Source organism: Martinezella sp. CNPSo 3890, assembly GCF_057784455.1.
The window spans coordinates 574,620-594,826 of record NZ_JBXSOR010000001.1; the positions used below are offsets into that span (position 1 = coordinate 574,620).

Genomic DNA, 20,207 nt, shown 5'->3' on the forward strand with positions numbered 1-20,207 from the left:
ACGACCTGAAATCTGAATCCGCTCTAGCGTCAAAGAAGTAGAGCATGATGTTATCCGAAAACCGCTCATACTTTTCGGCATCATGCTCTATCCGCTTGCTGTTGGGGAGAACTGCATGACGACGCAAAGCGATTTGCTGCGGGATGTTCCGGCCGGGCGGTTGCGGCCGTTGAACCAGACGGAGACGAAGTCTGCGCTTGCCGATCTCAAGCAGATCGCCGGAACGGAGCCGGTCGTTGCCGATCTCCTTGCGGGCGAGAGTGCGTTGCGGGATTTCATCGTGGCCGCTCTGACCCTGTCCCCTCATTTGCGCGAAATCGCCAATCTCGAACCGTCGCTCCTCGTCGCCGCGATCGAGAAGCCGCTTTCGCCGCAAATCGAAGGGCTGGTGGAAGAGGCTCGCCGCGCCTGGCTGCCCGCGGATGGGGAAGGTGCCTCTCCTGCTGAATCTGAGGTAATGAGCCGTCTGCGCATTGCCAAACGCCGTGCGGCCTTCCTCGTTGCCCTTGCCGATCTCGCACGCATCTATGACGGCAGGGTGACGACACGCTGGCTGAGCAGGCTTGCAGAGGCCTCCATCTCAGCGGCGATCGATCACCTGTTGCTGTCGTCGCACGAGGCCGGCAAGATCGTGGTTCCCGATCCCGCCGCCCCGAGCTGGAAATCCGGGTTGATCGTCCTCGGGATGGGCAAGCTCGGCGCCGAAGAGCTGAACTATTCCTCCGACATCGATCTGGTTGTCTTTTTCGATGAGACGGCAGGCATCGTGCCCGATCCCGATGATGCCATCGACATCTTCCCGCGGCTGATGCGCCGGCTGGTGCGCATCCTGCAGGAGCGCACGGCAGATGGCTATGTCTTCCGCACCGATCTCCGTCTGCGTCCCGATCCCGGCTCCACGCCGCTCGCGATCCCTGTGGACGCTGCGATGATCTATTACGAGGGCAGGGGGCAGAACTGGGAGCGCGCCGCCTTCATCAAGGCGCGTCCCGTCGGCGGTGATATTGCCGCCGGTCAGGCTTTCATCCACGATCTCGTGCCCTTCGTCTTCCGCAAATATCTGGATTACGCCGCGATATCAGACATCCACTCCATCAAGCGGCAGATCCACGCGCATAAAGGACACGGCGCCATCGCGGTCAAAGGCCATAACGTCAAGCTTGGCCGCGGCGGCATTCGCGAGATTGAGTTCTTCGTGCAGACGCAGCAGCTGATTGCTGGCGGTCGCATGCCGTCTCTGCGCAGCCGATCGACGGAGGAGACGCTTTTCGAGCTGACCGAGGCGAAGTGGATCGATGCGGAAACGCGCGACGAACTGGTGACGGCCTATTGGTTCCTGCGCGACGTCGAGCATCGCATCCAGATGGTGCGCGACGAGCAGACGCATCTGTTGCCGGAAACCGATGCCGAACTCCGCCGCATCGCCTACATGATGGGTTTTGCCGACGTGTCGGCTTTTTCCGAAGCGCTGGTGACGACGTTGAAAACCGTCGAGCGCCGCTATGCGCGCCTGTTCGAACAGGAAACCAAACTATCGAGCGAAACCGGCAATCTGGTCTTTACCGGCCAGGGCGACGATCCCGATACCCTGGAGACGCTACGCCGTCTTGGCTTCGATCGCCCCTCTGACATCGCCAACGTCATCCGCACCTGGCATTACGGTCGATATCGCGCGACGCAATCGGTAGAGGCACGAGAACGGTTGACGGAACTGACGCCGGAGCTGCTGCGAGTCTTTGGCGAAAGCAAGCGTGCCGACAAGGCTTTGTTGCGCTTCGACAGCTTCATTTCCGGCCTGCCGGCAGGCATACAGCTCTTCTCGCTGCTCGGGAACAATCCGGCGCTTCTCTCGCTCATCGTCAACATTATGTCGTCGGCGCCGCGACTTGCCGAGATCATCGCGGCCAAGCCGCATGTCTTTGACGGCATGCTGGATCCAACGCTGATGGCGGAATTGCCGACGCGCGACTATCTGGCAGAGCGCCTCCAGAGCTTTCTTGCCCCAGCACGGCATTATGAAGAGACGCTCGATCTCTTGCGCATCTTTGCCTCCGAACAGCGTTTCCTGATCGGCATTCGCCTGTTGACGGGTGCAATCGGCGGGGTCATGGCGGCACGCGCCTTTACTTATCTTGCCGATCTCATCGTCGAGGCGGCACTGGACGCCGTCATGAAGGAAATTCGGGCGGCGCATGGGGACTATCCCGGCGGGCGAGTTGCCATAGTCGGAATGGGCAAACTTGGCAGTTTCGAGCTCTCGGCTGGTTCCGATATCGATATCATCCTGCTTTACGATTACGACGACGCAGCCAGCGAATCCGATGGTCCGAAGTCGCTCGATGCCACGCGATATTTCACGCGTATCACGCAGCGCCTGATCGCGGCCCTCTCTGCACCGACGGCCGAGGGCGTGCTCTATGAGGTGGACATGCGCTTGCGTCCCTCCGGCAACAAGGGGCCGGTCGCCACGCGCATCAATTCCTTCGAGAAGTACCAGCGCGAGGAAGCCTGGACGTGGGAACATATGGCGCTATCGCGGTCGCGCCTGATCTGCGGCGACGAGAAGCTGGTGAACGATGCGGAGCGCGTCATAGGCGAGGTTCTTTCGACAAAGAGAGATGTCGCCAGGATCGCTAAGGATGTTCGCGAGATGCGTGCCCTGATCGAACAGGAAAAGCCGCCGGAAAGCATCTGGGATCTGAAACTGATCCCCGGCGGCCTGATCGATATCGAATTCATCGCGCAATATCTGCGGCTGATCGCCTCGGTTCGCGGCGTTGGCATCGATGCAAACGGCCTCAGCACCGCCGAAGCGTTGAAACTGCTCGGCGGCAGCCTGATGGATCGCAACGATCTGGACGTCTGCCTGGAAGCTCTGCAGCTCTATACGGAAGTGTCGCAGCTTATCCGCCTTTGCATCGATGGCACGTTCGATCCGAAAAACACGCCTTCCGGCCTGATCGAGCTGGTTTGCCGCGCCGGCGATTGCCCGGATATCCGCACGCTGGAAGCGGAGCTGAAGCGCCTGTCGAGGGCCGTTCGGAAAGTATTCCAGACAACAGTCGGAAGCTGATCAGCTCTGATCCGGGATGCGGATTGCGATCACCGTGCCGATACCTTCGCGCGAGCGGATGCGCATGCGGCCTTGATGCAGCGCGGTCAGCGATCTGGAAATGGCGAGCCCCAGGCCGGAGCCTCCCTTGCTCTTGGCATATTGGCTCTGCACCTGTTCGAAGGGCTGGCCGATCTTGCCGAGCGCCGATTTCGGAATGCCGATACCGGTATCGGCGATGACGAGCATGACGGCATCGTCGACCCTGCGTGTGCGAACCGCGATGCGGCCGCCGTCATTGGTGAATTTCACGGCATTGGAGAGCAGGTTTAGCACGATCTGCTTCATCGCCCGCCGGTCGGCATTGAGCTTGATCTCGGAGGAAATATCCTGCTCGACGAGAATGTTCTTCTGCGCGGCCGGAATGCGGGTGAAGCGCAGGCATTCCTCGATGAGCGGTGCGAGATTGATCCGCTCGCAGGAGAGCTTCATATGCCCGGCTTCGATCTTCGACATGTCGAGAATGTCGTTGATGACGTTGAGCAGATGCTTGCCGCTGTCGTGAATGTCCTTGGCATATTCGTTGTAGCGGGCCGAGCCGAGCGGACCGAACATCTGGTCCTGCAGGATTTCCGAGAAGCCGAGAATGGCGTTGAGCGGCGTGCGCAGTTCATGCGACATGTTGGCGAGGAATTCCGATTTGGCCCTGTTGGCGGCTTCGGCGCGCTCCTTCTCGGCGAGATAATTGGCGTTGGCGGTCGAAAGCTCCGCCTTCTGCTTCTCCAGAATCTGCCGCGATGCGGAGAGATCATTGATCGTTGCCATCAGCCGGCGCTCGGAGTCGCGAAGGCGCTCCTGATTGCGCTTGAGCTGTGTGATGTCGGTACCGACGGAGACAAGGCCACCGTCGCGGGTGCGACGCTCATTGATCTGCAGCCAGCGCTCGTCGGCGAGCTGCACCTCCGTCGTCTGCGAGTGATTGGAGCGGCCGGGATCGACAATGCGGCGCTCGATGACCGGTCGCGCGGCAGCGGCATTGACGACGGCGCGTTCGGTGCCTGGCACGAGCACATTGTCCGGCAGGCCGTAAGCCTGCTGGAAATGGGCATTGCACATCACCAGGCGGTCGTTCTTGTCCCACAGCACGAAGGCTTCGGAGGTGCACTCGATGGCATCGGCCAGCCGCTGGTCGGCTTCGGCATAGCGCTGCGCCAGCCGGTGCTGTTCGGTCACGTCCATCGCGATGCCGATCATGTGGACGCGGCCGGAATTGGTGCGGATTACCTGCGCGCGGGCGCGCATCCAGACATAATGCCCTTTGGCGTGGCGAATGCGCAGGATCTGGTCCACCTGGCCGGCATTGCCGCGGGTGACTGTGCGGGCAAGCATATGCAGGCTGTTATCATCCGGATGCATCAGCCGCGCCGCGTCTGTGAAAGCGAGTGGCTTGTCGGCGACCGGCAGCCCGAGCATGTCGTACATCGACCGCGACCAGAAGAATTGGCGGCTGGTGAAATCGAAATCCCAAAGACCACAGCGCCCGCGCGACAGTGCGGTCTCGACCCGCAGGTTGGATTCGAGGAAGATTTCGTCGGCGTCCCGGGCGCGTTTCACCTGCGTATAATAGGCGTAGAGGATGACGAGCAGGATGGAGGATATACCGGCAAACAGTGTGACGTTCAGCGTCAGCTCGTCGCGCCAGAGCTTGTCGATCTGATCCATCGATGCAGCCGACAGAATGAAATCACCCTTGTCGCCGATCAGGGAAATGGCTGCGTAGAAGGGCTCGCCGCCAATCATGGTCTCGATTACGCCGGCATGGTCGCCAAAACTGCGGATGGCCGTCACTTCGGGAAAGAAGTCGGAGACGAGCATTCCGATATAGCCTGAGCCGGCGGCCGATGAGCCGAACACCCGGCCGCTTGCCTGCACCAACAGGACGAAAGCACCGGTGTCCAGTCGATCCTGCGGCAGATAGGAGGCCAGTTTCCGTTCTGCGCCGCTGCGGTCTCCCGCCTGGAACAGGCTGGCGTCATTCGAAAAGGCGGCGGATGCGGCGGCGATGGAAAGAGAGGTCGTTCGGCGGGCGGCCGCCGCCATCCGGCTATGCTCCGTGATCATGCCGAAGAAATGCGATGCGGCAACGACCATAAGGAAGGAAACGATGAGGACGGGAATGATGCGCTTGAGAATATGCTCCGTCTGCGGAAAACGACGCGAAATCGTCTCCATCCGCACTCCGGTTCGATCGGTAACGCCGCTATGCCAGGATTTCAGACCGTCGAAATTAACACGCAGCCGTCCATCGGCCGCGGTTGCCCGCCGCACGTCCACCATCGCTTTAGCCTTGTCCCTCGTGTGATTCGCTGCGCCGCTCGCCCGAATCTGCCCTAATGAATCATTCGTGATTCGGCTTGTCCAGAGGGTGCGGTAAAACTTTCTTAACCATCTGCGATTTCAGCATATTTTGCACACGCAGCGGTAGGTTGCATGCTTTCGGGACTCGTTGAAGCTGAAAGGCCGACGCAAATCAGCCTTCGAAACCGGCGCATCGGGCGATCGAAATCACTCCTTGAGGATACGTTCGACGATGTCGCGCACGTCGGTCGAAAGACCGCCTGCGCGCTCGATCCGCATCAGCGCCGCGCGGGCATGGTCTGCCCGCACCGGCTCCAACAGTCGCCAGGAGCGCATCGAAGTCAGGATGCGTGCCGCAAGCTGCGGATTGCGCTGATCGATTTCGAGGATCTCGTCGGCCAGGAAATTGTATCCGGCACCATCTACGCGGCCAAAGCCGGTGGGGTTCGCGAAGGCGAAGGTGCCGATCAGCGCCCGCACGCGGTTCGGATTGGTGTGCTTGAACAGCGGTGTCCCCATGAGCAGCCGGATGCGCTCCAGCGCGCCGGCACCAGGAATCGCGGCCTGAATGGCGAGCCACTTGTCGATGACGAGCGCATTGTCTGCGAAGCGGTCGCGGAAATGCGCAAGCGCTGCCGCCGTCTCGGCAGTATCCGGGAAGCGCTGCGCCAGAATGGTCAGTGCCGCACTGAGATCGGTCATGTTGTTCGCCGCGTCATAGGCGGCCTTTGCTCTCGCTGGCGTCTCGTCCAGCTGCGAGAGATAGCTCAGTGCCGTATTGCGCAAGGCGCGGCGACCGGCGCTTGCCGAATCCGGGGTAAAGGGGCCGGACGTCTGCATGCTGTCATAGAGGGCAGTGAAGACATGCTTTCCAGCTTCCGCGACCCGCTTGATGATCGTCTGGCGCGCGGCGTGAATGGCATCGGGGTCGTTGTTGCCGCCGAGTTCGCGGGCGATATCGGCCTCGCTGGGCAGGGCGAGTGCCTGAGCGCGGAATGCCGGCTCCAGGCTTTCGTCGGCTGCGGCTGCGAGCAGCGCCTCGGTGAAGGCTGAATCGCAAGTGATATCGGTGCCTTGGCGTATATCGCGCGCCGCCTGCAAGAGGTTCGGCAGGCCAAGATCGATCAGCGCCTGCCAGCGGGCGAAATGATCGGTCTCGTAGCGAGCAATCAGTGCAAGGTCCTGGGCGCTCTGGCTGAATTGCAAGTTGATCGGCGTCGAGAAGCTGCGATTGAGCGAAAGAACTGGCCGCGAGGGAATGCCGTGGAATGTCACGGTCTGCGCCTGCTTCGTCAGATGCAGGACATCGTCGGTGAGCTCTGCCCCGGTAACGGACGCGGGCGTGATGATCGTGCCGTCTTCGGCGAGCAAGCCCATGCGTAGCGGAATGTGCATCGGCTTCTTCACGGTCTGGTCCGGCGTCGCCGGCACCATCTGCTCGAGCGACAGGGTGAACGTCTTGGCATCGGCATCATAGGCACCGGATGCCGTGACGAGCGGCGTGCCGGCTTGGTGATACCACAGCGAAAACTGCGTGAGATCGCGGCCGCTGACATCCTCGAAACATCTGACGAAATGTTCGATCGTGACAGCCTGTCCGTCATGCCGATCGAAATAGAGGTCCATGCCCTTCTTGAAGAGATCGCGGCCGAGCAGCGTCGCGATCATGCGTGTGACTTCGCTGCCCTTCTCATAGACGGTCGTCGTATAGAAGTTATTGATTTCACGGTATGTCGTCGGCCGTACCGGATGGGCAAGCGGCCCGCTGTCCTCTGGAAACTGTTCCGACTTCAGGTGACGGACTTCGGCAATCCGCTTGACGGGACGCGAACGTTGGTCGGCGGAAAACTCGTGATCGCGATAGACGGTCAAGCCTTCCTTGAGGCAGAGCTGGAACCAGTCGCGGCAGGTGATGCGGTTGCCCGTCCAGTTGTGGAAATATTCGTGCGCGATGATGGCTTCGATATTGGCATAGTCGGCATCGGTTGCCGTCTCTGGGTCGGCCAGAACGTATTTGTCGTTGAAGACGTTGAGGCCCTTATTCTCCATCGCCCCCATGTTGAAGTCCGATACGGCGACGATCATGAAGATGTCGAGATCGTATTCGCGGCCGAACCGCTCTTCGTCCCACTTCATCGAGCGCTTCAGCGCATCCATGGCGTAGGTCGCACGCGGCTCCTTGCCGTGCTCGACATAGATCTTCAGTGCGACCTCACGGCCGGACATTGTGGTGAACGTGTCTTCGACGACACCAAGATCGCCAGCGACGAGCGCGAAGAGATAGCTCGGCTTCGGGTGCGGATCGAACCACGCGGCGAAATGCTTGCCTTCACCATAGCCGGCGCCGCCGAGGAAATTGCCGTTCGACAGCAGCAGCGGATTGGCGGCCTTGTCGGCGATGATGTTGACCGTATAGGGGACGAGAACATCCGGCCGGTCGGGGAAATAGGTGATACGGCGGAAGCCTTCGGCCTCGCACTGCGTGCAATAAATGCCGCCGGTGCGATAGAGACCCATCAGCTGCGTGTTGGCTTCCGGGTTGATCACGGTCATGATCGTCAGCTCGAAGGGCGTGCTTTCCGGCAGATCGCGAACCGTGAGGTTTTCAGGCGTGGCGTCATATTGCGCGGCAGGCAGCTCCGTCTGATCGAGCAGCAGGCCGGAGAGCACCAGCTCGTCGCCATCGAGCACCAGGGGTGCCTTGGGATCGACACCTTTGCGCCGATGGAAGATCAGCCGTGCCTCCACCTTGGTCTCGGTCGGATGCAGATCGAAGGTGAGGTCCACGCGTTCCAGAACGAAGTCGGTGGGACGATAGTCTGCCAGATTGACGATCTGGCCGGTGTCTGTGCGCATGGTCTATCCTGATCAGGCTATGCTGTGGCGGGCACAGTCCGAAGCCCTCCTCCGGACTGAAAGTGCCGCATCATTACACCGAAATCTGAACCAAAGTTAAAGTCATATCGCAATGCCAATATGTTTTGTTATGGCACAATAAGTATTCGCCCGCCGAGCGGTTCTCGATTCAGCTATTCAAATAAAAAGTGGCAGCTCTACGCCTGCATTTGCAGACCGACAGTGCAATTGCTACCATAACGTTCCGGTGGATCATCATGACTGCATTGCTGTTGGATGCAGGCCGTTACGGTCGGGAAACAATAATTTAAAGTAAATTATTTGTTTAACCCCTTGCGATATAAAAGCGCTTGCATAACTATAGCATGCTATTAGATGTCGGAATTATGATCGATTCCGATAGTTTTGTTCACAAAAATGAAACATCCACTTTCTGTTGCTTTTAAGAAGGGCACCCCAGGAGGCCCGATTGAGTTTTCCCATCGAGCAACTTGCTCGTCATCCCAAGTTCGTAGCATCCTTGAGCTTTCTCTCCGAGACATTGCGTAACCGTTATGATAGCGGCCCGAGGGTTGCGCGCATGCTCGCCTCACATCAGCGCTGGCTTCTGACCCAGGCCGCCTATGCGCTTCATCTTGAATATGATCCGGGGATTCCGGGTTCGGGGCTGACCGTTGTTGCCCTGCGCAACCTCATCACGCATTACCGCATCGCCAGCCGCAACACGGTCCTGAGCTTCATCGAGGAACTGCTGACCTATCGCTTCCTGGAGTTGGCTCCAGGTCCCGCCCGCCGTCCGCGCCGCTACGTGCCGACCGAAATCAGCTATACGGCGATGTTCGGCTGGTATCTCGCCAATCTGGCCGCGCTCGATCTCCTTGACAAGGGCAGCCGCGCAGCCGCGCTAGTGGCTTCGCCGATGCTGATGGATCTGGCACAGCCGCGCATGACCCGCAATTGTCTGGCCGCCGACATCTGGCGCGAACCGCCGGAAAGCGTAGGCCTATTTCTCTGGACGGAATCCGGCGGTCTTGTTGTCGATCATATCGTATCAAGGCTGGATCTCAGTGGAGAAGTCGGCGATCGAATCGATATCGGCCATGTCGATGCCCGCGCTCTCGCCGCGCATTTTATGATATCGCGTACCCATTTGCAGCGTATCCTGCGTAAATCTGCCGACCGCGGAGACATCGGCTGGCATGACGAACCCAAGAAGACGCGTATGTGGATATCGCGCAATTTTCTCGATCAGTATTGCGGATGGCAGGCCGTAAAATTGGCTGCGGTCGATGAGGCCTTCGCCTGGGCGCGGTCCGCATAGAGGGCAGGGCTCTCTCGGAACTGCCCGTTCGGTCCGGGCCGTTGATCAGGCAGAGTAATTCTGCCTGTAAAATCTCAAAGCGGAATGCTGGTCGCGACGATCCGGGCAGCGCTTGTGCTGCGGCACTCGTCCTTGTGAAAATTGCGTGCGCGCTCGAATTCCTCGGCGGCCCGCACCGCAGAGCCGATATGGCCGACGGAATCGAGCAGAGCGATGAATGAACGCAAACCTGAAGACATGATGGAATCCCGATACTTGAACGTTACGCTGGATCGCCCGGCAATTCGCGCCCGCAAGTCAGCAGGCGCGGAAATCGGCGAAAATTGCCGTCGGGCGGCTGATGCGAGCCGAGATGCCGGTGCCTCGTGCGGTCATCTGCTCATTGGCAGCAATGCCGAGATTGCGATGGCCGTTTATGGCGCGCACGGGCTCGATGGCGCGGCGCAGGGTATCAAACCCGCAGTGAATAGGGCGAAAACGTGCAGTCATTGCCTTGGTTCCTTTCGAATTCCTCCCAAGACAACCTTTATATTGCAGTGCAGCATAGATTCTGCAACGCACAGCAAAAGAAGACTGCCATGCAATAAATGCATAACTTGTGTCATTCTCCATTAATAGCTGTTGAAATTAGCCTAATATTTCAGCGGCGACATAATTCTTGAAGGCCAGAAGATCGCTCCAGGCCAGACGTTTATTGATGGGCGCGGTCAGCAGTTCCTGTGGATGCAGGCTGGCGATAGCGGGGATGGTTCGGCCGAGAATGCTGATTTCCCGCCATTGTCCGCGCAATCCATGGATGGTTTCGCCACCGCCGAAGAAGTGGCGGGCGGTGAAATTACCGAGCAGCAGCACAGCCTTCGGCTCGGCAAGCGCAATCTGCCGTTCTATGAACGGACGACATATCTCGATTTCTGCGGGAGAAGGGGCGCGGTTGCCCGGCGGTCGCCACGGAATGACGTTGGTGAGCAGGATCGAATCGCGCTGCAGGCCGATGGCGGCGAGCATCCTGTCGAGCAACTGTCCCGCGCGGCCGGCAAACGGCGCCCCCTCGCGATCATCGTCGGCGCTCGGCATCGGTCCGATCACCATGAGCCGGCCCTCCGGCGTGCCACTCGCAAAGATCGTCGAGCGGGCGCTGTTCTTGAGGTTGCAGCTATTGAAGGCTTCGAGTGCCGTCTTCAACTCACTAAGAGAACGCGCACTTTCGGCCGCGAATCGGGCCTGTTCCACGGCTTGCTCGTCGGGAATGGCCGGCGTTGCGCGCGGTGGTGATGCTGCGGCAGGCGTCGCCGGCTTTGCGGCGGGGCGACGCTCGGGCTGTGACCGTGTGGCGGGTGCGGGTGCTGGCGCTTCGGCCCTTGGCTGCGTTGCGCGCGAGCCCTGCCGCGCGGCGCGCATCGCCTCGAATTCCGCAAACCGATCCACCGGCTCATCTTCCAGCAGCCAATCAACGCCGGCATCCGCATGGAAGTGCAGAAGGGCGGCAAGCTCGGCCGGTGTGAGGTCGCTGGCGGAAATCATGGGCGAACTCTAACCAAAGCGGCGCAGGAACGAAAGGGCAGGGTGGCCGGCTATCTCATGCCGTCCACTGGGCGATATCGTCCCGCTCGCCGATCAGGGCCAAGCCATGGGCGATCGACAGCAGTTCGCCGCCCGTTTCGATGCGCTCCTGGCCGAAGCGTTCCGTGAAGATGCGTCGCACGGCCGGCACGAAGGAGGTGCCGCCCGTCAGGAACACCTTGTCGATCGCATTGGGCGAGGTGTTCGTCGTTGTCAGAACGTCATCCAGCGCTCCTTCGATGCGGGCGAGGTCTTCCGCAATCCACGTCTCGAAATCGGCGCGGCGAACATGCTTGCGGCCTGCCTTGCCGAGCGGCGGGAAGTTGAATTCGGCCTCTTCCTCGCTCGAAAGCGCCATCTTCGTCGCAGATACGGCCTGATAGAGCGGATAGCCTTCGTCATGCTCGACCAGCTCGATGAAGGTTTCCAGCTTCTCCGGCTCCAGGCTGCTGCGCACCAGCGTCTTCAGGTCGGCATATTCGCGCGAGGTCTTGAAGATCGAGAGCTGGTTCCAGCGGCCGAAATTGGCGTAGTAGGAGGTCGGCACTTCCAGCAGCTTGTCGAAGCTCTTGAAGTAGCTTCCCTTGCCGATGGCCGGCGAGACGATGTTGTCGATCATCCGGAAATCGAAATGATCGCCGGCGATGCCGACACCGGAATGGCCGATCGGCTTCGCCGTCAGCTTTCCGGCATGGGTCTCGAAGCGGATGAGCGAATAGTCGGTTGTGCCGCCGCCGAAGTCGGCCACCAGCACGGTCGCATCCTTCTTCAGGTGTTGGGCGAAGTAGAAGGCCGCCGCCACCGGCTCGTAGACGTAGTGAATTTCCGGAAAGCCGAATCGTGCAAGAGCGGCATTGTAGCGCTCGGTGGCAAGGGCAGGGTTCGGGTTGGCGCCGGCAAAATGCACCGGTCGGCCGGTGACGATGCGCGAAACATTCTCCGGCCATCCCTCTCCGGCGTAGGCGCGCAGGCGACGCACGAAGATCTCCATCAGATCCTCGAAGCTGTGGCGCTTGGCGAAGATCAGCGTACCCTGGAAGAGTGCGCTCGCCGCAAAAGTCTTGATCGACTGCAGGAAGCGGCAGTCGCCGGGATTGTCGATAAACTGCCTGATGGCCGCATGTCCTGCCTCGACCTTGAGCGCGGCCGCACCCAGCCCCGGATCCTTCATGAAGGAGAGCGCGGTGCGCATGCTGTCGGCGGTGCCGGCCGTGCTGTTGAAGGCGACCGATTGCGTCGCGGGTCCTTCGGCCATCGCCAGAACCGTGTTCGTGGTGCCGAAGTCGAAACCAAGCGCCCGAGCCATGCCCGCACTCCTTTCCGTCGAAATTGTCTGGATTGGGGCCAAGCCCCTGATGGGACGCATGACGCGCCCTGTCGCAAAGAGGGCGCGTCATGACATGGCTGGACGTCAAGTTCAAGACGGAGAGGTGCTTTTATTTTTGCCCGCCGTGGTATCCGCCGACAGTATTTCACCGGCGATGCGTTTCGCTTTGCTGGAAAAGGAATGGGCGCCTTTCGGCGCCCGTTTTTGTCATTCCGCGGCAATCGCCGACGGCGGTTCCTTCTGGTGCGGGTCGTCGTCCTTGCGCCGGCCGAAACGACCGAGGAAGTCGCTCAGGCGGTTCATCTCCAGGAAGATGACAGGCGTGATGAACAGGGTCAGAAGCTGCGACACCACCAAGCCGCCGACCACAGCGATACCGAGCGGCTGGCGCAGCTCGGAGCTTGCGCCGCTGCCGACCGCGATCGGCAGGGCGCCGAGCAGGGCGCAGAAGGTGGTCATCATGATCGGGCGGAAACGGCGTACGCAGGCTTCGTGGATCGCTTCCGCCGGCGACATGCCAGTACTCGAGCGCAACGTTTCCAGTGCCACGTCGATCATCATGATTGCGTTTTTCTTGACGATACCGATCAGCATCAGCAAGCCGATGAGCGCGATGACCGACAGGTCGAAGCCGAAGATCTTCAGCGCAAGCAATGCGCCGAGAGCGGCGGCCGGCAGACCGGACAGAATGGTCAGGGGATGGATGAAGCTCTCATAGAGAACGCCGAGAACCACATAGATCGTCAGCACCGCAGCCAGGATCAGATAGGGCGTGCTGCCCTGCGATTGCTGGAAGATCTGCGCCGTGCCGCCGTAGGACGTGAAGATGTCCGCCGGCATGTTGATGTCCTTCTTGATCTGTTCGATCTGTGCCGTGGCGTCGCCAAGCGCTTCGCCGGCCGGCAGGTTGAAGGATACCGTGGTCGAGACGAGCTGACCGGTCTGGTTGATGGTCACCGGACCGGTATTGCGCTCGATGCGCGCGAAGGCCGACAATGGAACCTGCTGGCCGCTCGAAGACGTCACATGGATGCGCGACAGCTTCTGGTCGTCCCAAGGCTGGTTCGCATCATATTCGATGATCACGTCATAGCTGTCGCCGGTCGACTGGATCTGTGCGGCGGCGTAGTCGCTGAAGGCCTCCTCAAGTGTCGTGCGCAGCAGGTTGTTGTTGATGCCGTAGGCGGCGGCTTTCTCCGTATCGACCACAATATTGGCCTGCAGTGCATTATATTGCGCGTCGGTGGTCACGTCGGTGAAGCGTGGATCCTTTCGCATCTCCTGCAGCATCTTGTTGGCCCACTCGTTGGTCAGATCGGCGTTAAGCGCCTGGATGACGAGCTGATACTGGCTGGCGGTCTGGCGTCCGCCGAAGCGAAGGCTTTGCTGAGGGTTGATGAAGACCTGAATGCCTGGGATTTTGGCGACGGCGGCGCGTATTTCGCGCAAAGTCTGGTCGAGAGGCGGACGATCCTTCTTATCCTTTAACTGGGCATAGATCGTACCGTTGTTGAGTGTCTGACGCGCGCTGGCGCCGACAACCGACATCACGTGCTCGACGGCAGGATTCGCCTTGATTGCCGCAGCGGCCTGGTTCTGCAGGTCACGCATAGCCGGATAGGAAATATCCTGGCGGGCGCGCGTTGAAATCTGCAGCCGGCCGATGTCTTCCTGGGGGAAGAAGCTGGCCGGCAGCGTCAGGAAAAGGTAGGCCGACAGCGCGACCGAAGCAAGGAAGCTTCCGAGCACGATGTAACGATGGCGAATACACCATTCCACGCCCTTGCCGTAATTGACCTCGGTCCAGTTGAAGCCCTTGTTGAAGAAGCGCACCGGCAAGGGAGGATGGCTGTGGGCGTTGGAGAGACGCGAGCCGAGCATCGGCGTGACGGTCAGTGAAACCACCGCGGACGATATGATGGCGATTGCCACGACCATGCCGAATTCGTTGAAGATACGGCCAACGACGCCGCCCATCAGCAGGATAGGGATGAACACGGCGATCAGCGAGACCGACATGGAGATAATCGTATAGCTGACTTCGGCCGCGCCCTGGATGGCTGCTTGCCGCACAGGCATGCCTTCTTCCATGTGCCGCAGAATGTTCTCCAGCATGACGATGGCGTCATCCACCACGAGGCCCACTGCAATCGTCAATCCGAGCAGCGAGATATTGTCGACGCTATAGCCGAGCACATACATCATGCCGAAAGTTGATATCAGCGAAAGGGGTACGGCGAGGCCGGGGATAATCGTTGCCGTCACGTGGCCCGTGAACAGGTAGATGACGAGAACGACCAGGCCGATGGTCAGCAGCAAGGTAAACTTGACGTCCGAGATGGCCTCGCGGATTGGCTGGGCCGAGTCGTTCATAACGGTCATTTTGACGGAAGCCGGCATTTCGGCCTGCAGCTTCGGCAGCGTCTTGTTCACGGCATCGACAACGTCGACGGTGTTGGCATCGGGCTGGCGTTGAATAGCCAGAATGATCGCTCGCTGGCCATCATACCAGCTACCGATATTCTGGTTTTCCACGCTGTCCTGCACGTCGGCGACGTCGCCGAGGTGAATTGGCTTGCCGTTGGGATTGGCAATCACAAGCGTGCGAAACTCGTCGGCGTTGACGCGCTGCGTATTCGCATTGATCGTCATGCTCTGCGCCGAGTCTTGCAGCGTGCCGACCGGGACCTGGTTGTTGGCGTTGACGACGGCTGTATTGACCGTGTCGATACCGATGCCGCGATCCAGAAGCTTGTTCGGATCGACGTCGATGCGCACCGCGTAGGTCTGCGCGCCGTTTACGGTCACTTCAGCGACGCCAGGCAGTGTCGAGATCGATGGAGAGATGATGTTCTCGGCGATATCGTCGAGCTTGCTGCGCTGCAAGGTGTCGCTTTGTACGGCGATCAGCATGACAGGCGCGTCGGCCGGATTGGTCTTCCGGTAGCTTGGCGGGGTGGTCAGGTTGTTGGGAAGTTTTCTTTGCGCGGTCGAAATCGCCGCCTGCACGTCACCGGCGGCGGCGTCGATGTTGCGGTCGAGATTGAACTGCAGCACGATGCTGGTATTGCCAAGCGAGTTTGTCGAAGAAATCTCGCTGATGCCGGGGATCGTCTCGAACTGTTTGATCAGCGGCGTGGCGACCGATGTCGCCATCGTCTGTGGTGAGGCGCCCGTCAGCTGAGCCGAGACGTTGATCGTCGGGAAATCCACCTGCGGCACTGCCGCGACGGGGATGAGCTGATAGCCGGCGAGACCGGCAAGCACCACGCCGATAGCGAGGAGCGTGGTCGCGACCGGACGCTGGATACAGAAGGTCGGGATCATTGTTGCGCTCCAACTGCGATGGTTTCGGTTTTTCCATCATCGGCCGAAGCGACCTTCTCGTTTGGATTGTCGCTGAACTGTTCCTTGACTTCGGTGCCGTTGTTCAGTTGCGACTGGCCTTCGACAACGACATGATCGCCGACCGAAAGGCCTGTGGCGACGGCTGTGCGGCCGCCATTGGCGCGAGCAATCGTCACTGGCGTAATCTTGACCTTGTTGTCTTTCACCACAAAGGCGATATAGCCGTCCGGCCCCGGGCTGACCGCAACGGTCGGCACGACGATCAACTGCTCGTTGTCGGCGAAGTGAACCATGACATTCGCGGAGCGTCCCGGCCACAAGGCACCGTTGGCATTTTCGAACGTTGCCTTCACGGCGATCGTTCCGGAAGCCTGGTCGACCGTGTTGTCGTAAAAGGTGATCGTTCCGGTGCGGGGCTTGCCCTGTGCGGAACGGGGAACGGTGGTGACGTGAACAGGACCCGCGGCCAGCTGTTCCTGCAGTTCTCGCAGATTGTTTTCCTGCAGGGTAAACTTGATATATGCCGGATCATATTTGCTGATCGTCACGATCGGCGTGCCGGCGCTGACATAAGCCCCCAGGCTCAATTGAACATCGCCAAGCCTGCCATCATAAGGTGCCCGTATGTCGGTATTTCCGAGCAGGACTTGATCCGAGGCAAGCTGTGCCTGGTCCGCGCTGAGCGTGGCAATGGCGCCGTCGCGGGTCGCACGCGCTTCATCGGCAGTCGCCTGAGTGCCGGCGCTGCTCGTGAGCAAGCTATTGGCGCGGGTCAGCGCGGTCTCCGCTTGGGCAAGGTTTGCCTGGTCTTTCGTAATATTCGCCTTGTCCTTGTCTACGGCAGCCTGTGCTGTACGCGGATCGAGTTTTGCGATCAGGTCGCCGGCTTTGACTGTCGCGCCATCTTTTACGGCGATCTGCGTGATCAGCCCGGCTTCCTGTGCGGCGATCGTCGTTGAATCGATCGGCACGACCCAGCCGGTCGCGGGAACGTCCATGGGCAGCGTAATCTTGACGGCGGCAACGGTCTTTACCGCGACTGGGCCGGCCTGACGCTTGCCGCCGGCCTGCGCTGCCTTGCCGGCGTCTTTGGTTTCTGCGGACGCTTGATCGACAAAGGCGGAAAGGAAAGGAATACGGTCGCGATAGCTCCATGCCGCAAGGGCTGCGACGACGAGAAGGCCGAGGGGAAGCCAAAGTTTTTTCATATTTAAAGAACCGGTCGGGGCTTGTTGCAGGAAGCGCGAGGACGGTGAAGTGTATTTATTGCGGCGCACAACAAAGACGAGCTTCGCCGCAATCCATACATCGCCGTTACCGCTAACGTTCGGTAATTCTGTCCCTTTAACGCGAATTCATGAACGCTGATGCTGTGGAATCTACCACAGTTCCGGACGACGAAAAATTAAAGCTTGGAAAGCTTTGGAATTGTTTCTGTTTGTGCAGGGCAGCAAACAGTCAAATGGCTATTTTTTGATTGCCGTTATGTAATAATCGGTCGGCAAAACAGCTTTAGGCGGTATTTATAGTGTAAAGATGTGCTGCAGCGTGCATAGAGGCATTGCTGCAGCTCACGGAATTGTGTTGTCAGGCCCTGTTGCAAGGGCCTGCACTCTGTTCGCCGCGGTGGCGACCTCAAAGGGAGCGAGCAGCTCCCCCGTCGCAGCGGACCATGGTGCCCGTCACGTAGCTAGCCGGTTCGCTGCAAAGGAAGGCGGCGGTGGCGGCGAATTCCTCGACGCGGCCATAGCGACCAGCGGGGATGCGCTGTTGGCGCTCGGCGCTGACCTCGTCGAGGCTTCTGCCGCCGCGTTTCGCCGCGGCCGAATCGAGCTCCGCCAGCCGGTCGGTCGCGATGCTGCCTGGCAGAAGCATGTTCACGGTGATGCCGTATGCCGCCACTTCGCCTGCCAGCGTCTTGCTCCAACCCGCAAGCGCCGGGCGCAGCGTGTTGGAAAGCGCAAGATTGGGAATGGGCTCGATGACGCCGGAGGAGGCGACGGTGAGGATGCGTCCCCATCCCTGTGCCTTCATCTCAGGCAAGAGCGCATTGGTGAGGGTAATGATCCGCGACACCATGGAGATGAAATAGGTCTCCAGCCGGTCGGCGGTCATATCTTCCGTCGTCCCCGGAGTCGGACCACCGCTATTGTTGACGAGGATGTCGATGCCGCCGAGCTTCTCGGTCGCAGCCTTGGTGACGACCTCAACGAAGTTCTCGTCGTTGAGGTCGGCCCAGATCCAGTCGGCCCGGCCCTTGCCCTCGGCATTGATGGCCTTGCAATTGCTATCCAGCCGGTCTCCGCTGCGGCCGCAGAGCAGGACATTCACGCCCTCGCGGGCAAGCGCCACGGCGATGCCATGGCCCAGCCCCTTCGATGAGGCGAGCACCAGTGCGCGCTTCCCACCAATACGAAGATCCATCTTGATCACCCTTCATGCTATTTGGATTGTCTGATTGGCATTTATAGAGGGCCATCGGGCGACTATGGAAGGCGCACTTCACAACTGACGGCAAATACCATCAGAATATTGACGTTAACGTAAGGGTCATTTAACTTGTTTTACGTGTTGGGCAAATTGGGGGATTGCCTGTCGCTTCCCGGCTCGACAATCCCCTCCCATTTTGACAAGAGATAACCGAAACGGGGAAGACGCCCAAGGGGACAAGGCTGCGATCCGGGATGATCGGAAGCCGGCCAAGCGGAGAAGATGAATGACTGACGCGAACGAGCTGCCGGAACGCGAGAGCATGGAATTCGACGTTGTGATTGTCGGCGCAGGTCCAGCGGGCCTGTCGGCGGCGATCCGGCTGAAGCAGATCAATCCCGATCTGACCGTCGTCGTGCTCGAGAAGGGGGCCGAGGTTGGCGCGCATATCCTGTCGGGCGCCGTCGTCGATCCGATCGGCATCGACCGCCTGCTGCCGGGCTGGCGTGACGAGGAGGGGCATCCCTTCAAGACCAAAGTCACGAGCGACCACTTCCTGTTTCTGGGGCCTGCCGGCTCCGTCCGCCTGCCGAATTTCCTGATGCCGCCGCTGATGAACAATCACGGCAACTATATCGTCTCGCTCGGCAATGTCTGTCGCTGGCTTGCCGAGAAGGCCGAAGCTCTCGGCGTCGAGATCTATCCCGGCTTTGCCGCGACCGAAGTGCTCTATAATGAAGAGGGAGCCGTCATCGGCGTCGCGACCGGCGACATGGGCATCGAGAAGAATGGCGAACCCGGCCCGAACTATACCCGCGGCATGGCGTTGCTCGGCAAATATGTGCTGATCGGCGAGGGCGTGCGCGGCTCGCTCGCAAAGCAGCTGATTGCCAAGTTTGATCTCGCGCGGAACAGCGACGTGCCGAAGTTCGGCATCGGCATCAAGGAGCTCTGGGAGGTCAAGCGCGAGAACCATAAGAAGGGCCTGGTGCAGCACTCCTTCGGCTGGCCTCTTGGCATGAAGACGGGCGGCGGCTCGTTCCTCTACCATCTGGAAGACAATTTGGTCGCGGTCGGCTTCGTCGTGCACCTGAACTACAAGAACCCCTATCTCTATCCCTTCGAGGAATTCCAGCGCTTCAAGACCCATCCGGCCATCCGGGGCACTTTCGAGGGTGGTAAACGCATCTCCTATGGCGCGCGCGCCATCACCGAGGGCGGATATCAGTCGGTGCCGAAGCTGACCTTCCCGGGCGGTGCGCTGATCGGCTGCTCGGCAGGTTTCGTCAACGTTCCCCGCATCAAGGGCAGCCACAATGCGGTGCTGTCGGGCATGCTGGCGGCCGACAAGATCGCCGCGGCAATCGCGGCTGGTCGCGGCAATGACGAGGTGGTCGAGATCGAGAACGAGTGGCGCTCTTCGGATATCGGCAAGGACCTGAAGCGCGTCCGGAACGTCAAGCCGCTGTGGTCGAAGTTCGGCACGGCGATCGGCGTGGCGCTCGGCGGCCTCGACATGTGGACGAACCAGCTGTTCGGCTTCTCTTTCTTCGGTACGCTGAAGCACGGCAAGACGGATGCCGCCTCGCTGGAGCCCGCCGCACAGCACCAGAAGATCGACTATCCGAAGCCGGATGGCGTGCTCACCTTCGACCGTCTCTCCTCGGTGTTCCTGTCGAACACCAACCACGAGGAAGACCAGCCGGTGCATCTACAGGTCAGGGATATGGACCTACAGAAGAATTCCGAGCATGACGTGTATGCCGGTCCGTCAACGCGCTACTGTCCGGCCGGCGTCTATGAATGGGTGGAGAAGGACGGCAAGGATACCTTCGTCATCAACGCCCAGAACTGCGTCCACTGCAAGACCTGCGATATCAAGGACCCGAACCAGAACATCAACTGGGTGCCGCCGCAGGGCGGCGAAGGGCCGGTCTATCCGAATATGTGAGATG

The 20,207-nt window shown here is 60.1% G+C and carries 12 protein-coding genes; 3 read left to right on the plus strand and 9 right to left on the minus strand.

Going from position 1 to position 20,207, the window contains the following annotated elements:
- The first annotated feature begins 115 nt into the window (after positions 1-115).
- Positions 116-3,073 carry a bifunctional [glutamine synthetase] adenylyltransferase/[glutamine synthetase]-adenylyl-L-tyrosine phosphorylase gene (locus AC13RC_RS02865; RefSeq protein ID WP_488556435.1) on the plus strand — a complete coding sequence of 986 codons (2,958 nt, stop codon included), beginning with the start codon at positions 116-118 and terminating at the stop codon, positions 3,071-3,073.
- On the opposite strand, the gene AC13RC_RS02870 is transcribed toward AC13RC_RS02865, so the two are convergent.
- Complete coding sequence (locus AC13RC_RS02870; RefSeq protein WP_183813262.1) at positions 3,074-5,389, minus strand: PAS domain-containing sensor histidine kinase; 2,316 nt, start codon at positions 5,387-5,389, stop codon at positions 3,074-3,076. It lies immediately after the preceding gene.
- Positions 5,390-5,617: 228 nt separating this feature from the next.
- The gene (gene pepN, locus AC13RC_RS02875) at positions 5,618-8,266 is read right to left on the minus strand and encodes an aminopeptidase N (RefSeq protein WP_488556436.1); all 2,649 of its coding nucleotides are present in this window, start codon (positions 8,264-8,266) and stop codon (positions 5,618-5,620) included.
- Positions 8,267-8,735: 469 nt separating this feature from the next.
- On the opposite strand from pepN, the gene AC13RC_RS02880 reads away from it, so the two are divergent.
- Positions 8,736-9,587, plus strand: coding sequence for a hypothetical protein (locus tag AC13RC_RS02880; protein ID WP_488556437.1), 852 nt, complete (start codon positions 8,736-8,738; stop codon positions 9,585-9,587).
- A 74-nt stretch (positions 9,588-9,661) separates the two neighbouring features.
- Here AC13RC_RS02880 and AC13RC_RS02885 read toward each other — a convergent pair whose 3' ends face one another.
- The 7 genes from AC13RC_RS02885 to AC13RC_RS02915 form a co-directional block, all read right to left on the minus strand.
- Entirely contained in the window at positions 9,662-9,826 is a 165-nt protein-coding gene (locus AC13RC_RS02885) for a hypothetical protein (RefSeq protein WP_168192546.1), read from the minus strand.
- A gap of 58 nt (positions 9,827-9,884) precedes the next feature.
- Positions 9,885-10,076 (minus strand): hypothetical protein, encoded by a 192-nt coding sequence (locus tag AC13RC_RS02890; protein ID WP_092710297.1) that lies wholly within the window; start codon positions 10,074-10,076, stop codon positions 9,885-9,887.
- 138 nt (positions 10,077-10,214) lie between these two features.
- Positions 10,215-11,108 (minus strand): uracil-DNA glycosylase, encoded by an 894-nt coding sequence (locus AC13RC_RS02895; RefSeq protein ID WP_488556438.1) that lies wholly within the window; start codon positions 11,106-11,108, stop codon positions 10,215-10,217.
- Positions 11,109-11,163: 55 nt separating this feature from the next.
- Positions 11,164-12,453 carry an Hsp70 family protein gene (locus tag AC13RC_RS02900; RefSeq protein ID WP_488556439.1) on the minus strand — a complete coding sequence of 430 codons (1,290 nt, stop codon included), beginning with the start codon at positions 12,451-12,453 and terminating at the stop codon, positions 11,164-11,166.
- 228 nt (positions 12,454-12,681) lie between these two features.
- A complete protein-coding gene (locus AC13RC_RS02905; RefSeq protein WP_488556440.1) occupies positions 12,682-15,801 on the minus strand; it encodes an efflux RND transporter permease subunit in 3,120 nt (1,039 codons plus the stop codon).
- The gene (locus tag AC13RC_RS02910; protein ID WP_488556441.1) at positions 15,798-17,030 is read right to left on the minus strand and encodes an efflux RND transporter periplasmic adaptor subunit; all 1,233 of its coding nucleotides are present in this window, start codon (positions 17,028-17,030) and stop codon (positions 15,798-15,800) included. Before AC13RC_RS02910 ends, AC13RC_RS02905 begins: the two co-directional genes overlap by 4 nt.
- Before the next feature lie 427 nt (positions 17,031-17,457).
- Positions 17,458-18,246 carry an SDR family oxidoreductase gene (locus tag AC13RC_RS02915; protein ID WP_113330819.1) on the minus strand — a complete coding sequence of 263 codons (789 nt, stop codon included), beginning with the start codon at positions 18,244-18,246 and terminating at the stop codon, positions 17,458-17,460.
- 292 nt (positions 18,247-18,538) lie between these two features.
- On the opposite strand from AC13RC_RS02915, the gene AC13RC_RS02920 reads away from it, so the two are divergent.
- A complete protein-coding gene (locus AC13RC_RS02920) occupies positions 18,539-20,203 on the plus strand; it encodes an electron transfer flavoprotein-ubiquinone oxidoreductase (protein WP_488556442.1) in 1,665 nt (554 codons plus the stop codon).
- The last annotated feature ends 4 nt before the right edge of the window (positions 20,204-20,207 follow it).

Bases quoted from the DNA above. Each gene is read 5' to 3' on its own strand.
- AC13RC_RS02865 (WP_488556435.1), top strand. From the start codon at position 116: ATGACGACGCAAAGCGATTTGCTGCGGGATGTTCCGGCCGGGCGGTTG.
- AC13RC_RS02870 (WP_183813262.1), bottom strand. From the start codon at position 5,389: ATGGTGGACGTGCGGCGGGCAACCGCGGCCGATGGACGGCTGCGTGTT.
- pepN (WP_488556436.1), bottom strand. From the start codon at position 8,266: ATGCGCACAGACACCGGCCAGATCGTCAATCTGGCAGACTATCGTCCC.
- AC13RC_RS02885 (WP_168192546.1), bottom strand. From the start codon at position 9,826: ATGTCTTCAGGTTTGCGTTCATTCATCGCTCTGCTCGATTCCGTCGGC.
- AC13RC_RS02890 (WP_092710297.1), bottom strand. From the start codon at position 10,076: ATGACTGCACGTTTTCGCCCTATTCACTGCGGGTTTGATACCCTGCGC.
- AC13RC_RS02895 (WP_488556438.1), bottom strand. From the start codon at position 11,108: ATGATTTCCGCCAGCGACCTCACACCGGCCGAGCTTGCCGCCCTTCTG.
- AC13RC_RS02900 (WP_488556439.1), bottom strand. From the start codon at position 12,453: ATGGCTCGGGCGCTTGGTTTCGACTTCGGCACCACGAACACGGTTCTG.
- AC13RC_RS02905 (WP_488556440.1), bottom strand. From the start codon at position 15,801: ATGATCCCGACCTTCTGTATCCAGCGTCCGGTCGCGACCACGCTCCTC.
- AC13RC_RS02910 (WP_488556441.1), bottom strand. From the start codon at position 17,030: ATGAAAAAACTTTGGCTTCCCCTCGGCCTTCTCGTCGTCGCAGCCCTT.
- AC13RC_RS02915 (WP_113330819.1), bottom strand. From the start codon at position 18,246: ATGGATCTTCGTATTGGTGGGAAGCGCGCACTGGTGCTCGCCTCATCG.
- AC13RC_RS02920 (WP_488556442.1), top strand. From the start codon at position 18,539: ATGACTGACGCGAACGAGCTGCCGGAACGCGAGAGCATGGAATTCGAC.